At 44.3% G+C, this 15,049-nt stretch carries 11 protein-coding genes, 2 rRNA genes and 1 pseudogene; 4 read left to right on the plus strand and 10 right to left on the minus strand.

Annotated elements, in window-relative coordinates; all coding sequences use genetic code 11:
* Window positions 1-109: ribosomal RNA gene (locus WA325_RS13440) — 23S ribosomal RNA — on the plus strand; the annotation flags it as partial.
* Between the two features lie 53 nt (window positions 110-162).
* Window positions 163-278 (plus strand): 5S ribosomal RNA (rrf, locus tag WA325_RS13445).
* Between the two features lie 34 nt (window positions 279-312).
* On the opposite strand, the pseudogene WA325_RS13450 reads toward rrf, so the two are convergent.
* Window positions 313-520, minus strand: a pseudogene (locus WA325_RS13450) (MFS transporter); the annotation flags it as partial.
* A 423-nt stretch (window positions 521-943) separates the two neighbouring features.
* Between WA325_RS13450 and WA325_RS13455 the strand changes: the two are divergent.
* The gene (locus WA325_RS13455) at window positions 944-2,377 is read left to right on the plus strand and encodes a SulP family inorganic anion transporter (RefSeq protein ID WP_336183778.1); all 1,434 of its coding nucleotides are present in this window, start codon (window positions 944-946) and stop codon (window positions 2,375-2,377) included.
* Between the two features lie 145 nt (window positions 2,378-2,522).
* Window positions 2,523-3,443 (plus strand): bile acid:sodium symporter family protein, encoded by a 921-nt coding sequence (locus tag WA325_RS13460; protein WP_083510113.1) that lies wholly within the window; start codon window positions 2,523-2,525, stop codon window positions 3,441-3,443.
* A 9-nt stretch (window positions 3,444-3,452) separates the two neighbouring features.
* Here WA325_RS13460 and WA325_RS13465 read toward each other — a convergent pair whose 3' ends face one another.
* The 9 genes from WA325_RS13465 to WA325_RS13505 form a co-directional block, all read right to left on the minus strand.
* Window positions 3,453-4,205, minus strand: a complete 753-nt coding sequence (locus WA325_RS13465; protein WP_202853663.1) for an alpha/beta hydrolase — start codon at window positions 4,203-4,205, stop codon at window positions 3,453-3,455.
* Window positions 4,202-5,212 (minus strand): iron ABC transporter permease FeuC, encoded by a 1,011-nt coding sequence (feuC, locus tag WA325_RS13470; RefSeq protein WP_044162186.1) that lies wholly within the window; start codon window positions 5,210-5,212, stop codon window positions 4,202-4,204. Before feuC ends, WA325_RS13465 begins: the two co-directional genes overlap by 4 nt.
* A complete protein-coding gene (locus WA325_RS13475) occupies window positions 5,205-6,209 on the minus strand; it encodes a FecCD family ABC transporter permease (protein WP_105991855.1) in 1,005 nt (334 codons plus the stop codon). The genes feuC and WA325_RS13475 overlap by 8 nt, the downstream gene beginning before the upstream one ends.
* Window positions 6,210-6,227: 18 nt before the next feature.
* Window positions 6,228-7,181: an iron ABC transporter substrate-binding protein FeuA gene (gene feuA / locus WA325_RS13480; protein ID WP_099043616.1), complete on the minus strand. Its 954-nt coding sequence runs from the start codon at window positions 7,179-7,181 to the stop codon at window positions 6,228-6,230.
* Between the two features lie 90 nt (window positions 7,182-7,271).
* Complete coding sequence (gene btr, locus WA325_RS13485; RefSeq protein WP_248337682.1) at window positions 7,272-8,852, minus strand: bacillibactin transport transcriptional regulator Btr; 1,581 nt, start codon at window positions 8,850-8,852, stop codon at window positions 7,272-7,274.
* A 203-nt stretch (window positions 8,853-9,055) separates the two neighbouring features.
* Window positions 9,056-10,300, minus strand: a complete 1,245-nt coding sequence (locus tag WA325_RS13490) for an exo-beta-N-acetylmuramidase NamZ family protein (protein WP_336183779.1) — start codon at window positions 10,298-10,300, stop codon at window positions 9,056-9,058.
* Window positions 10,301-10,313: 13 nt separating this feature from the next.
* Window positions 10,314-12,242, minus strand: coding sequence for a glycoside hydrolase family 3 protein (locus WA325_RS13495; RefSeq protein WP_336183780.1), 1,929 nt, complete (start codon window positions 12,240-12,242; stop codon window positions 10,314-10,316).
* A 22-nt stretch (window positions 12,243-12,264) separates the two neighbouring features.
* Window positions 12,265-13,602, minus strand: a complete 1,338-nt coding sequence (gene pbp4b, locus WA325_RS13500) for a penicillin binding protein PBP4B (RefSeq protein ID WP_336183781.1) — start codon at window positions 13,600-13,602, stop codon at window positions 12,265-12,267.
* Window positions 13,603-13,656: 54 nt separating this feature from the next.
* Entirely contained in the window at window positions 13,657-15,024 is a 1,368-nt protein-coding gene (locus tag WA325_RS13505) for a PTS transporter subunit EIIC (protein ID WP_336183782.1), read from the minus strand.
* Between the last annotated feature and the right edge of the window lie 25 nt (window positions 15,025-15,049).

Genomic DNA, 15,049 nt, shown 5'->3' on the forward strand with positions numbered 1-15,049 from the left:
TTCCGCAAGGAAGTAAGATCCCTGAAAGATGATCAGGTTGATAGGTCTGAGGTGGAAGTGTGGCGACACATGGAGCTGACAGATACTAATCGATCGAGGACTTAACCTAATGTCTAATGATGTCACATCTGTTATCTAGTTTTGAGAGAACACTCTCAATTGTTTGGTGGCGATAGCGAAGAGGTCACACCCGTTCCCATGCCGAACACGGAAGTTAAGCTCTTCAGCGCCGATGGTAGTCGGGGGTTTCCCCCTGTGAGAGTAGGACGCCGCCAAGCAAGGTAAAGACCAGTTCAGCTGAACTGGTCTTTTTTATATCTGTACTGATTCGTTTTTCTCGGTGTTCATTTTTTCGAGGTTTCGGCTTTTGAAGTTCTCTAATATTTTTAATACTAATACAATAGCCAGCATGATCAACATGAGAACAGTAAATAACCAAAACGGTTTGTACTGGGAACTCATCTAAACTCCATTCCACTGCAATGGGCAATAGAGAACCGCCTAATCCGTTGGCCCGGAGTGGCTCGGCAGGTCATGGAGGCCGCGGTTTCATGCGCTGTAGTATGCCACAGCTTTCTGAGCTCTTTACGGAAGAAACGCCGCTGGAAAACTTCGAGTCCGCCATCCAAAAGTTGATGGGCATAGACCCAGCATCAATGTTCAAGCAGTCAAAACGATTCTTGTTTCTGATCCTGATATGGTGTGACCATGGACAATGGCTCAAATATGCTTTGCCATTTTTTTCTTCAGCATTTGACCTTGCATATTGGATTAAAATTTATTATGATACTCTTTGTATAATAACTCCTTACCTCAATACACTATACTCAACGTTTCCCCTTTTTCTCCGAAAGTTTTTCATTTCATTTTCTTCCGTAAAATAATTAAGCTCCCAATACAACAGAAACGGTGCGGATTTATTTTTAAAAAGGAGTCGTTATATTTGAATAGTTTTACATTAAAACAGCAGTGGTTCGGTAATATTCGAAAAGATATTCTTGCTGGTATTTTGGTGGCGTTAGCCTTAATACCTGAAGCCATTGGTTTTTCTATTATTGCCGGCGTTGATCCAATGGTTGGTCTTTATGCTTCATTTTGTATTGCCATTATTATTTCTATTTTTGGCGGAAGACCGGGGATGATTTCGGCTGCGACTGGTTCGATGGCGGTTGTGATGGTGTCGCTGGTTGCCGATTACGGGCTTCAGTATTTATTTGCGGCCACCATTTTGACAGGTGTTATTCAGGTGATCTTAGGCATCAGTAAAATTGCGAGATTAATGAAATTCATTCCTCGTTCTGTGATGATCGGGTTTGTGAATGCGCTGGCGATTCTCATTTTTTCTGCGCAGCTGCCTCAATTTGAAGGTGCATCTTGGAGTATGTATGCGATGCTTGCCGGATCATTGGTTATTATTTATGTACTGCCGAGGTTTACGACTGCGGTGCCATCTCCGCTTGTCGCAATTATCGTGATGACGATTATTGCGGTCACATTCCATGTGGATGTGCGGACGGTTGGAGATATGGGCAATATCTCTAGTTCATTGCCTCATTTTCTAATACCTGATGTTCCGTTTACCTTCGAAACGCTCAACATTATTTTTCCTTATTCCATTGCTTTGGCGTTTGTCGGTTTGCTTGAATCTTTGCTGACAGCACAGATTATTGATGAAATGACGGATACGGACAGTGATAAAAATAAAGAGAGCCGCGGACAGGGTATCGCGAATATCGTCACTGGATTTTTTGGCGGTATGGCGGGCTGCGCTATGATCGGACAATCTGTTATTAATACAAAAGCAGGCGGCCGCGGACGGTTATCAGCCTTTGTTGCCGGTGCTTTTCTTATGTTTTTAATTGCTGTTTTGAGTCATGTCGTCATAAACATTCCGATGGCTGCGTTAGTGGCTGTTATGGTTATGGTATCTGTCGGCACATTTGATTGGTCTTCTTTAAAAGGCTTGAAAAAAGCGCCGATTACAGATTCAATTGTAATGGTTGTGACGGTGATTACGGTTGTCGTGACGGATGACTTATCGAAAGGCGTATTCGTCGGTGTTCTGTTAAGTGCCGTATTCTTCGTAGCCAAAATCTCGAAGCTGAAGATCGTTTCTCATGCAGAAGATCAAAAGCTGAGAACGTATCAAGTGAAGGGACAGATCTTTTTTGCGTCAGTAACTGATCTTACGAATGCGTTTATCTATCAAGAGGATATCGAGCGAGTTGTCATTGACTTGACCGATGCTCACGTATGGGATGATTCAGGAGCGGTTGCGCTTGATAAAATTGTTGCGAAGTTTAAAGAGCAAGGAATTGAAGCAGAATTAAAGGGACTGAACAATGCAAGTAAAGGCCTTATGAAACAGATGGCATAAAAGTATGAAAGTCCAGATTGATGAGATCTGGGCTTTTTTATATAACATATGGTTGAACTGCATTGATATAATAGAGAGAAAGAAATTTTTAATAGGGGACTTGTATATGATGCTTCAGAAACTGAACCGTGTATTGGGGAAAGTCATGCCGCTTTTGACACCGACTAGTGTTGTGCTTGGCGTGCTGCTGTCTCAGTTTTTAAATGGATATGAAAGCGCAGTGCCTTGGATATTTGCTTTTATTACGTTTGCGGGCAGCTTGAGCGCGAACTTTCAGTCTTTAAGACACGCCTTGGCGCATCCTCTTCCTATGATTCTTGCATTATTTGTTCTTCATATTTTTATGCCGCTTTTCGCCTGGGGCAGCGGACATCTCATATTTCAAGGTGATCCATTAACGATCACGGGTTTGACATTAGCTGTTGTCATCCCTACAGGAATTACGAGCTTGATTTGGGCTGCAATGTACAAAGGAAATGTCGGTTTGACGCTTTCTATTATATTGATTGATACCGTGCTGTCGCCGTTAATCGTTCCGCTGAGTCTTTCTGTGCTGGCCGGTGCCCAGGTTCACATGGATATCTGGGGAATGATGAAGGGTCTGATTGTGATGGTAGTGATTCCTTCATTCCTGGGCATGCTGTTTAATCAGATGTCATCTCCAGAAAGAACCGCGGCGTTGAGCAGTACGCTGTCTCCCTTTTCAAAGCTGTGCCTGATGGCCGTGATTGCGATTAACAGCTCTGCGATAGCTCCTTATTTCAAAGCGATTGATTTAAGATTTTTAGGGATTGCTGTCACTGTTTTTTGTATCGCGTTAACCGGTTATGCTGCGGCGTGGCTTATCGGAAAAATGATGAAAAGGCGGCAGGAGGAAATTGTCTCTCTTATTTTTACGGGAGGCATGAGGAATATCAGTGCCGGCGCTGTTCTTGCCGTCACTTTCTTTCCGTCTCAAGTAGCCGTTCCGGTTGTGATTGGCATGCTGTTTCAGCAAATCCTGGCTGCTTTGTTCGGCTATATGCTGAACCGTTTCGAATTAAAACCCGTCTTGCAGAAGGCATGAAAAAACCGCTCATATGTTGGAGCGGTTTTTTCCGTATAGCCATTCGAGTGCATTGATAAATTGTTTGCAGAAATGCTTGCGGTGGTGAACCGCCCCTTTTTCAATGACGAGGCATAGCTGATCTTGAGTGAACCCTTTTTCTATTAGGCTCTCGTGCACGTATTTTGTTTTTTGGAGCATCGTCTGCTGAATCGATTGTTTTCCGGCGCCTTCTTCACTGCCGACAGACATAAAAATACGCGTTGAACCCGGTCTTACAGAGGAAGTATAGATAGTTTCTGCTGCGTTCTCGTACCAGTATGAACTTGAAAGAGATCCTATTTTTCCAAATAATGATGAATGTCTCAGAAAGGCGAACATTGAGATGAGGCCGCCTAATGAGGCGCCGATCATACCTCTGGATTGTGCTCTTCTGGAGACATTCCAATTGCCCTCCACAAACGGAATGAGCCGGTTTGTTATTTCAGAAAGATAGTCAGCCCCCTTACCGCCGAAGTCTGGAAACTGATCGCTGAGTGATGCGGCGGGCCAAGGAGTATACTCGTCGAGCCGATTTTTAGGCTCTATGGCGATCAGCACAAGCTCAGGCACCCTGTTTTGATGAAACCTGTTTTCTATCAGTTCTAGTTGATCTTGAAACAAAGAACCGCCATCCTGTACGTAAACAGAAGGAAATGCCCTGCTGTCCGTACTGTAGGAAGGAGGGAGATACAGCTTAAACATCCTGTCGCCCGCCTTATGCTCTGATAAAGATCCGTTCAAACATTCTCCCCCTTTTTTTGCTTGAAAAGCAGGTATAAGAAATACGGAACACCGAGTATCGCCAAAATAATGCCGGCTGGCACTTCTGCGGGCTGGAAAAACAGTTTTCCGGCAAAGTCTGCGCTCAATACAAGCAGCATGCCGATCAAACCGCTCAAAGGCAAAATATAACGGTGTTCAACACCGGCCAATCTCCGGGAAATATGAGGCGCGATTAAGCCGACAAATGCCATGCTTCCCGCCACAGAGACACAGGCGCTAATGATGGCGACACAGGCGACGAGCAGAATGGTTTTTTCTTTATTTGACGAAATGCCAAGGCTTCTGACCGTGTCTTCGTCAAAGCGGATGGTATCGAGCAAACGAGATTTGGCCAGAAGAATAGGAATAAACAGCAGCATCCACGGAAGAACCGCTGTGATATATGTCCAGTTTGCTGACCAGATGCTGCCGTTTTTCCATACCATAGCCATTTCATAATCTTGCGGGTCCATTTTTAATGATAGAAACAAAGACAACGCGCTGAAGCCTGAATTAATCGCGATTCCTACCAGAATAATTCTGCCTGAATCTAAATTGCCTCTGTTCCAAGCGAATATGTAAATCATAACAGCAGCAGCCAGTCCGCCGATCAGGCCGAAAAACGGCATTCCCATTGCCGCGACAATCGAAGTTACTTCTTTCTGGCCTTGGAACAATAGCATAAACGCCACAATACCTGCCCCTGCTCCGGCATTGATTCCCAATATTCCCGGGTCTGCAAGACCGTTTCGTGTGATGGCCTGAATGACAGCTCCTGCTATGCCAAGTCCGAGTCCGATAATGGCTGCCATGACAATCCGCGGCAGTCTTAAGTCAAACAGCAAAACTTCATACTGCGGATTGGGATTGATCTGAAAAAGAGTGGAGAGCAGCTCTGTCGGACGAACAGAAAATGATCCGCTGGTCATGCTGAAATAGCTGACGAGGAGAATCAATACGATTAACACTGCATATTTTTTAGCCATTTTGCTCTCCTCCTTTTCGTTTGATCAAATAAAGGAAGAAAGGAACGCCGATAATAGAAGTCACAACCTCAATCGGTGTTTCAAATGGATAATTGATAAATCTGCTGGCGAGATCGCACAGCGTTAAAAAGACGCCGCCCAAGATGCAGGAACAAGGAATTAGTCTGTTATAATCTGAGCCGACGAGAAATCTCGTGATATGCGGAACGACTAAACCGACAAACGCAATTTTTCCGGCAAGCGCTACAGCACTTCCGGTTAAAATGATGACAGAGATCATTGCCATGATTTTGATCGTTTTTTTCTTTTGGCCCAAACTCTTAGAAATATCGTCGCCTAGTGATACAGCGGTTACCTTTTTGCTGAGAGAAACAGCTATGACGATACCCGCCAGGAAAAATGGAACGGCAAGCTTTAGAAAGTCGGGGCTCATTTGATGAAGTCTGGCGCTGTACCAGAAACTCAGATCCTGTGAAATTTGAAAATAGATCGATATGGCAGCCGCTAAACTATTAAGCAGCATGCTTGTGACTGTGCCAATGATGGCTAGCTGTACGGGCGTAAACCCGTTAGGCAGCATTGTTGCCAGGCCGAATACCAATGCAGCTCCAAATGCGGAGCCGATAAAAGAGTAAATGATCATTTCAAGCGAAGATGATTGCGGGAGCAGAACCATACAAAGCGTGATGATAAACGCGGAACCATCTGAAACACCCATAATTGAGGGCGATGCCAAATAATTGCGTGTGATGCCTTGCATGAGCGCTCCAGATACAGCAAGGGCTGCCCCAATGAACAGAGCGCCGGCAGCCCTTGGAATCCGGGAATGCCATATGATTTGATGGTCTGTGTTTCCCGGATCAAAATGAAAAAGTGATGCAAAGACAATATCAGCATTAAGCTGCTTTGCGCCATAGAGGACGGAAAGCAGCAATGATAATGCAATAGCAAATGGAGAAGTAATCAAAATGATACGTGTCCACTGTTTTGAATACATACAAAAACCTACTCTAATTTAGTCTTGTGTTAATTTTTCAGATGCCGCTTTCAGGAAGCGGACTTTGCTCCAAGCCGTACCGCCTTGTGCAAGAGGATCAACTGAATTGACGTATACATGATCTTCTTTGACTGCTGTGAGGCTTTTCCAGATTGGATTTTTCTCTAAATCTTTTAATGCATCAGGTTTATCCGCATTTTCATCATCAGAAAATTGGACGAAAATGTGGTCAGGGTTCATTTCACTGAGTTTTTCTAATGAAATCAGCTCTTGCGCTTTTGCGGCTTTGACTTCATTCGGCGCTTTAAGGCCTAAGTCGCCATAAAGAGTTGAGTTGAAGTACACTTGTTCAGGATAAATGTAAATATTTCCTTGTCTGATTCTGATGACAAGCGTTTTTGAATCTTTTGCTTGTTTACTGATTTTCGTTTTTGTTTCTTTTAGATCCTGTTCATAGTCTGCAATGATTTTTTTCGCTTTTTTCTCTTTTCCAGTCAGCTGTGCAAGCAGCATCATATTTTCCTTCCAGTTTGATGAGATGTGAGAAACCGGAATGGTAGTGCCGGCCGTGCTTATTTTTTTCAGGGTTTTTTCAGGGAACTTTGTAGATGCCAGGATCACGTCTGGCTGCATCTCAAGAATTTTTTCAATGTTTGGTTCCATTTTTTCCCCTGTAGGTGTTGCTTTATCTGTGATGTCCTTGAACATTTCAGGGAATTTTCCGGAGAATGAGATTGCACCCTGCGGATGAACGTCCAGCAGTTTTGCGTCTTCCATGGATTCAACGCTTCCCGTAATGGCAATCTTATCTGTCGGTACGTTTACTTCGTACGTTTTATCCAAATACTCGATTTTCTTTTTCTCGGACTTTGTGCCGCTCGCTTTGCTCGCAGAGGATTCTTCCTTGCTGCCGCAAGCTGCCGCCGTGAGTGCGAGAAGCAAGATTAATAAGGTAAGAGATAGCTTTTTCATCTATAGTGCCTCCTGTTCAATTGATAACTATTATCAATTGGAATTATAGAGAATGAACAGACATAACACCATGGACAAATTCCATATTTATCATGGACTATCACCGGATAGCATAGAAATGGTTTGCTGAACAATCCGCTCGTGTCCGCAAGCCGAGTACTCATTCCATGGGTCTGAAGAGAGGTGATACACACGTCCGTTCCGCACTGCGCTTAGGTTTTGCCATATTTCCGACTGTTTTAATTGCTGATAATAAGCAATGGTTTCCGGCTCTTTAAAAAGAAAGAGCATGATACAATCAGCTTGGCAATTTGTGATGTCTTCTAATGAAATCGTTTGTTCTGAAGGTTTGTCAGCTGGTTTGAATCCTAAATCTTCAAAGAAGACTTCGCGGACGCTGCGATTATGCGCCATATAAAAGCGCTGCTTATGCAGACGAAGAAAGAGATAACGAAACTCTTGAGCGTGCAGCAATGTCATTTTAGCGGCAGAAATCTGCTTGTCATAGGCTGCGAGCCACTTTTCAGCCTCCGATTCTTCCTTTAAAAACGAGGCGGTGTGCAGAAAGTGAGCTCTCCAGTTTTCTTCTGAAGGAAGGTAACATACTTCTGCAATGCTGTTCAGGCGCTTTTGTTCTTCTGAAGAAACAGAATCCATGCTGAAAATGATATCGGGTTCAGCTTGGGACAACGTTTGCAGGTTTTCCTCCCATTTTTCATTAAACCGGTATGCGCTGAGCTGAACTGGAATATCTGCTGAATAATGCTGATAATAGTAAGCCGTCCATTTTGGATGGAGTGCGGCTGCAAACGGTATGTGATGGAGAGGAATGAGCTGCCCTATTGTTCCCTTTCCATAGGCGGCTAGTTTTTGCCTGCGTTTTTTCATATAGCTTGTAGGTGAAGAGCCTGTGTGCTTTTTAAAGATTCTGCTGAAATAAAATTCATCTTGATAGCCGGTTTGATGGGCGATTTCTTTCAGTTTACAGTTGGATCTTGCCATAAGCCGCTTTGCCCGGGTGATCCGAGTTTTTGTAATGAATTCTGTTACGCTCTGGCCTGTCCATTTTTTAAAGGTTTCGCTGTAATGCTTGGCGCTGATTCCTGCCATTTTTGAGAGCTGGGCAAGTGTAATTTTCGTATCGGCATGAGTTTCAATGTAATGTTTTGTTTTTTCAATCGCAGACTGTGTATCGTTTTGATCGGATACATGAGCTGTGAATAGATCATAAATCAGGCTCTGAACCTCTATCACACATTTTAATTGAGAAAGCTGGGCTGATTCTGTCCATATTTCTGCAAGTTCTTGAAGCCGGGCTGAAAGGTTTTCGATATGCGAAACATTCACAAGGTTTAGACTGGATAAATCAGTTTCAGTGCATGGTTTTAAGAGATCTTGCCGGGATTCCGCTGTATAGCAGTGAAGTCTGATCAGACACACATCTATATTTCTCTCTTCTGCAAATGTAATGCCGAATGTCTCATGAGGCGGACAAACATACAGTGTCTTTTTTTGGAGAGGAGCGGTTCTCGTTCCGATAGAAATATGTCCATCACCTTTTAAATGAAAGATCAGCACGAATGAGTCGGCCATTTGCTGTTCTGAGAAGAGATCACTCGTTTTCTTCATATATTCAATTTGTACCGGATGATAAATCATTGAGTTTTGCAAGGAGAAGACCACCTTTTCAGAAACGCTCTCTTAATTGATAATCATTTTCAATAAGATTGTACCAAATAAATGAAAGTTTTCCTATATAAAGCGTGTTGTTTTTATATTTAAAAAACCCTTGCCGAGATGTGCGGGCAAGGGAAAATGACCATGCTTTTGTTGGGTAAGAAAATGTTACACGTGTAACATACCATTCTTAAGTCTTAATATAGGAGATATTGTTTTCTGGTTTTATTGAATTGCTTCAGCTGTTTTTGATAGGTGTCAATGATTTCATCAATTGAAGCACCGTTCTCGATTTTCGTTCTAATCCAGCCGTTGCCTGCCAATTTATCAAATGAGCCTGACGCTAGGAACTGGAAATCATCAGGATAGAGGTCATGTATCATTTTAATAAGCGACAGTCCTGTTTTAACCGCTTCAAATTTTTCTCTGTCCGTAATATAGAGCTGCACGCCGTGACAAAGTGTTCCTTGATGTTTAGAGAACGTTGGAGTGAAGGAGGAAGCTCTGAACGTAACGCCAGGCAGATCAAGACTGTTCATTTTTTCTGCAAGCTCTGTGCTTTTGATAAAGGGAGCACCGATCAACTCGAATGGCTTAGTCGTTCCCCGTCCTTCAGATACATTCGTTCCTTCAATTAACCCTGTTGCAGGGTACACAAATGTGCTCTCTGCGGTTGGCATGTTAGGTGAAGGAAGGACGAATGGCATTCTGGTTTCGTCAAAATCCATAGAGCGTTTCCAGTGCTTCATTTTCACGACTGACACATCAGCATTAATATTAAATTCCTTGTTGAATAGTAAAGCCAATTCTCCAATGGTCATCCCGTGCTTTAACGGAATGGGATAGAGTCCGACGAAGGATGCGTACTCGGGCTCCAGCACTGGTCCTTCAACCTTTTTTCCGCCTTGGGGATTCGGACGGTCCAGCACGATAAAAGGAATTCCGTTTTCTTTAGCGGCTTCCATTGCATAAGCCATGGTATAAATGTACGTATAGTAACGAGTCCCGACGTCCTGGATGTCAAATAGAAGAACATCGACATTTTTCAGCATATCAGGAGTGGGTTTTTTCGTTTTTCCGTAAAGGCTGTATACGGGAACCCCGGTTTTTTCGTCAATGTAAGAGCCTACTTCGTCTCCTGCCTGAGCGTCGCCGCGAACGCCATGCTCAGGCCCGAATAAAGCTGTCAGCTGAATATTGGGGTCTTCGTAAAGAATATCTACACTGCTTTTAAGGGATGCACTCACACCTGTTGGATTGGTAATCAGCCCAACTCTTTTTCCCTTTAGCTGCTTTTTGTGTTGTGACAAGAGGATATCAATACCGGTCTGGACTTTAGGTTTTTTTGCTGTTTGTTTTTCTGAATCAGGCGAAGCTGAGGCAGCCGTCATTGTTCCGAACATCATAAGCCCTGCGAGAAGAACCAATACCGTTTTCTTCATATGCTCCTCCTTATTAAAGCGGTTTTCCCGTTTTGATGTTTACTCCATAGCCATACGGATAAAGGATGTCTCCCGGTTTGGTGACGGATGGAATGTCGACTGGCAGCGTGCCCTTTGGCTTTGATTGTCCGAAGATCACTTTAACGCCGGCCGGAATATTCGGCTGAAGATAACGCCCGTTTGCATACCCTTTAAAACCATAGACGGCAATCAAAGCTCTTGCTTCTTCGAAATTGGCGGCATCATATGGATTGCGCAGACTCATTAAGACAAATTGCTTTTTGTGCTGCAGTGCGGCATTCATGACAGCTCTCGGAAAAGCGGTGGCCCATTTGCTTGAATCTGTTACCGTGTCGTCGATGACACCGTCGTTGAAGACAGGGTCATTTTTTACAACATAAGAGCCTGTAATGATATAATCAGCTTCTTTTACTTGTTTTTCATACTCAGCATTAAATACCTTTTCTGCAAAGTTGATTTTGGTAAGAGAAACAGATTTGATTTTTTTTCGCTGCATTAAATCGTGAATGGTTTTTTCAATGGATGCTGTTTGTTCCTCGTAAGGTGCGGCAATTAAGATTCGGCTGCCTTTTTTGGGTTTGAACGGCAAGGTATGCTGATCATTTTTTAATACTGTCACTGCCTTTTCAGCGATTTTTTGCTCTGTCTTCGTATGGTGTTTGCTTCCCACTGTTTTGAGCGCTTTCTTCACCTTTTTATCTATGCTGCTGTCATGCTGAGCGGGGTAAATACCGCGCTTTATTTTCAGGGAAATGATTCTTTCCACCGATTTGTTGATTTGCTGTAAGGGAATGTCTCCATTTTTAACAGCTTCTTTTAAGGAGTCAATTACGCTTGCCAATTTTTGTTCATCTTTCAAAGATGTAACTGAGGCAGGCATTAGCGCGATATCAACACCGGCCTTTATGGCCATGACGACCGCCTCTTCCTGACCGAAATGATCTGCTATGGCTTTCATATTGAGAGCATCAGTGACGATTACACCGCCGAATCCCATTTCCTCCCGAAGCAGCCCGGTCATTACTTTCTTTGAAAGTGTAGCGGGAACCATAATATCTGATCCATCAAGCTTGCTTTTATATGTGGTGTCGTCAAAGGCTGGAAATTGAACATGAGCTGTCATCACCATATCTGCTCCGGCATCAATCGCTTTTTGAAAAGGGTAGAGTTCAACCTCACGAAGCCGTTTCTGATTATGAGAAACGAGCGGCAGTCCATAATGGCTGTCAACGTCAGTGTCTCCATGTCCCGGGAAATGTTTAAGAGCAGAGGCGATATTTTGCCGTTGCAAACCTTTCATAGAATATAAACCGAGTCGTGCTGTCAGTTCACGATCAGAACTGAATGATCTCACACCGATCACGGGATTATCAGGGTTATTATTAATGTCCAAGACCGGGCTGAAATCTGTATTGATGCCTAAGACAGAAAGCTCTTTTCCAATCATGCTGCCGGTCTGATATGCATTGATTCTGCTTCTTGTTGCGCCAAGCGCCATATTGCCTGGGAAATTAGTGCCCTCCCCTAATCTCGTCACGATCCCGCCTTCTTGATCAATGCTGAGTAAGAGCGGAATCTTGGGGCTGGCCTTTTGATATGCGTCTGTCAGCCGTACCGTTTGCTCAGTTGTTTTTACATTTTCTGCAAATAGTATGACGCCGCCGAATTGATATTTCTTGATGAGGCCAGCGACTTCCTCATTCATTTTTGTGAAGGCTTGCGGAGAAGACTCACCTTCCTTTTTCCAGTTTCTGAAATCCGGCATCAGCATCTGGCCAAGTTTTTCATCTAACGCCATACGATCAACGATCTGTTTGGCATCATCTGAGCTGCGGGGTTTTGCTTCAGCTGTCTGACTGACACCGAGAAAACATGAAAGAAAAAGGACGGTGGAAAGGATAAGCGAAATGACAGGTTTCATAACAACTTCCTCCTATCGTCAATTATTTCATTGCTTCATAAATCGCGGTAATGACGCTTCCGTAACTGCCTGTTGAAAATTGGTCACCCTCAAACACGTTCGGATTTTCCGCTGGATCAGCGACAGGTGAATGCTTTTTATTTGTTAACAAAGCGATGCCTAAATTGTATGCCGGATCAATGATGGTAACCGTTCCTGTCCAGCCAGTATGTCCGTACGCATTTTCGCTTGCATAAGGGCCAAACATCCATTCCATGCTTTTACTGCCGTTTCGCCGCCATCCAAGGCCAAACGTCGGATCTGTTGCTGATGGCGCCGTAAATAGGTCAGCTGTTTTCTGATCGAATAATGAAACGTTTCGGTACGTTCCTTTGTTTAACATGACTTGAAGCAGAATCGCCATATCATCAGCGTTTGAAAACAGTCCGGCGTGGCCTGAAACGCCTTCCATCGAATAGAAGGCTTTTTCGTCATGTACTTCTCCTTGCAGCGTGTCTGTGCGAATATGGGGAAAATGGATAACACCGTCTCGTGTATTGCCCATACGTTCAGTGGCTGCGAACTGTTTTGCTTTAAAGCCCTTTTGCAGCGGATTGTACAACGTATGTTTCAGCTTCAGCGGTTTGTAGAGCTCTTGTTCCGTATAGACATCAAGCGGTTTGCCGGTGAGTTTTTCGACAATACAGCCGAGAAGCATGTATCCAATGTCACTGTATACGTGTTTTGTTCCTGTTTCATAATCCAGCGGGATTTTCATCAAGTATTCAATGGTTTTCTCCCGCTCTTGCGAATAATACATTCCGGCTTTTTCCGGGCTATAAAAGTAGAAGCTGGATGGAAGCCCTGATTGGTGCTGCAGGACATCAATGACACGAATGTTATCTTTTCCTTTGATGCGATCTGTAGGCTGATCCTTGAAATCAGGCAAATAAGCAAATACCTTTTCATAAACGTCGAGTTTGCCTTGGCTCACTAAGCGCTGTAAAGCAAAATTGGCCGCATACATTTTTGTATTTGATGCTAAGTCAAACATCGTGCGGGTTTTCATTTTTGCCGGACGGCGCAAGAGTTCAGCTCCGTCATATTTTTTACTGTAGCCGTAGGCTTCTTTTTTGATCATACGGCCGTCCTTCACGACGACTAGAACGGCGCCGGGGAATCCTGCTGCAATGTCCCGTTCAATCATCTGATCAACCTTCCTTAGTTTCTTCGACGAAAACTGTGCAGTTTCTGGATTTATTGTGTTCGGCTCAACCTGATTGTCTGCTTGATGAAGGGCGGTTTGTGCGAAGGCTTCGTTCGGCGTCAGAATGGACACGGTTAAAATAGCGCTGAGTAATGCTAATGTCTTCGTTCTCACAAGCTTGCTCCTTTCCGCGTTTCTATGCCGTTACTATTCCTAAAATGTCATCATTTAATCGAACTGGGCAGCCATTTCATCTTTATATCCGAAAGCGTAGGTCAACAAAAAGCCGAACGCATAGGAAATAAAGAGACCAATGATATATAAGATGATTTGTGAAGGCAGAACCAGGAAGGAGAGCGGCAATCCGGAGACACCGATCGCAACCGTGGCTACCTGAAAATAAGCTTGAAAAGCTCCGCCGATCCCCGCCCCTAAGCATGCTGTCAAAAACGGACGGCCAAGCGGCAGCGTTACACCGAATATAAGCGGTTCACCGATGCCGAGCAGTCCTGAAGGAAGACCCCCTGTGATCACTTTTCTCAGCGTTTTTTTCTTTGTTTTAACGAATATGGCGAAGGCTGCGCCCACTTGTCCCGCGCCTCCCATGGCAAGGATCGGGAGAAGCGGGTCATCACCGATCGAATTGATGAGTTCCATGTGCACCGGCGTCAGGCCTTGATGTAGCCCGGTGACAACGAGAGGGAGGAAGGTCGCGCCCAGAATAAAGCCTGCAGCGATTCCGCCCATGTCTAAGATGGACAGAAGGCCGGATGTGATGACATCTGAAATGAACCCGCCTAAAGGCATGAAAACGACATACGTCAATATTCCAGTGATCAAAAGTGAAACTGTTGGAGTTACGATAATATCGAGTGATTGAGGAATAAAGCGGCGGACGAATTGTTCTGTGTAAGCAATGAATATAGCTGCGAATAGAACGCCGATGAGCCCTCCCCTGCCGGGAAGAAGCTGTTCTCCGAATAAGCTGATCTTTGCGATTTCCGGGTTAATGATCAGAATCCCTGCAAGAGCGCCGAGAGCAGGCGTCCCGCCAAATTCTTTTGACGCGTTAATGCCGACGAGAATGCCGAGATAAGTGAACAGGCCTGATCCGATGACTGTAAGGACAATAGCCGTTTGTGATTCTGCAGAGAGCCAGCCGGCTTGGATTATCGCTTTGGTAATCCCGGTAATTAAGCCTGAAGCGACGAGTGCGGGAATGAGAGGTATGAAGATGCTGGCTATTTTACGTAAAAAAAGCTTAAACGGGGTGGCGTTCTTACGATTGATATCGGATTTCTTTTTGGCGGCGGCCTCTTTTAGATTAAAATCTTCTTCTGATGATACCAGCTTCGAAAAAGCGGCGGTGACATGATTAACGACACCAGTGCCGAGGATAATCTGCAGGGTTTCAGCTTCGACGACTCCAAGGACGCCATCAAGTTCTCTTAACGCCTTACTATCCGTTTTGCTGACATCGTAAGGCGTAATGCGCAAGCGGGTCATGCAATGCGTATAGGAAGAAATATTGGATTTCCCCCCGCATAGCTCAAGGATTTTTTCCGCCAGAGTATTGTAGTGTTTTTCTTTGCTCATACAAACCCCTCCCTTTCATGATGCC

This window comes from Bacillus sp. 205(2023), assembly GCF_037027485.1.
Taxonomy (GTDB): Bacteria; Bacillota; Bacilli; order Bacillales; family Bacillaceae; genus Bacillus; species Bacillus halotolerans.

Bases quoted from the DNA above. Each gene is read 5' to 3' on its own strand.
- WA325_RS13505 (WP_336183782.1), bottom strand. From the start codon at position 15,024: ATGAGCAAAGAAAAACACTACAATACTCTGGCGGAAAAAATCCTTGAG.
- WA325_RS13460 (WP_083510113.1), top strand. From the start codon at position 2,523: ATGCCGCTTTTGACACCGACTAGTGTTGTGCTTGGCGTGCTGCTGTCT.
- feuC (WP_044162186.1), bottom strand. From the start codon at position 5,212: ATGGCTAAAAAATATGCAGTGTTAATCGTATTGATTCTCCTCGTCAGC.
- WA325_RS13475 (WP_105991855.1), bottom strand. From the start codon at position 6,209: ATGTATTCAAAACAGTGGACACGTATCATTTTGATTACTTCTCCATTT.
- WA325_RS13490 (WP_336183779.1), bottom strand. From the start codon at position 10,300: ATGAAGAAAACGGTATTGGTTCTTCTCGCAGGGCTTATGATGTTCGGA.
- feuA (WP_099043616.1), bottom strand. From the start codon at position 7,181: ATGAAAAAGCTATCTCTTACCTTATTAATCTTGCTTCTCGCACTCACG.
- WA325_RS13495 (WP_336183780.1), bottom strand. From the start codon at position 12,242: ATGAAACCTGTCATTTCGCTTATCCTTTCCACCGTCCTTTTTCTTTCA.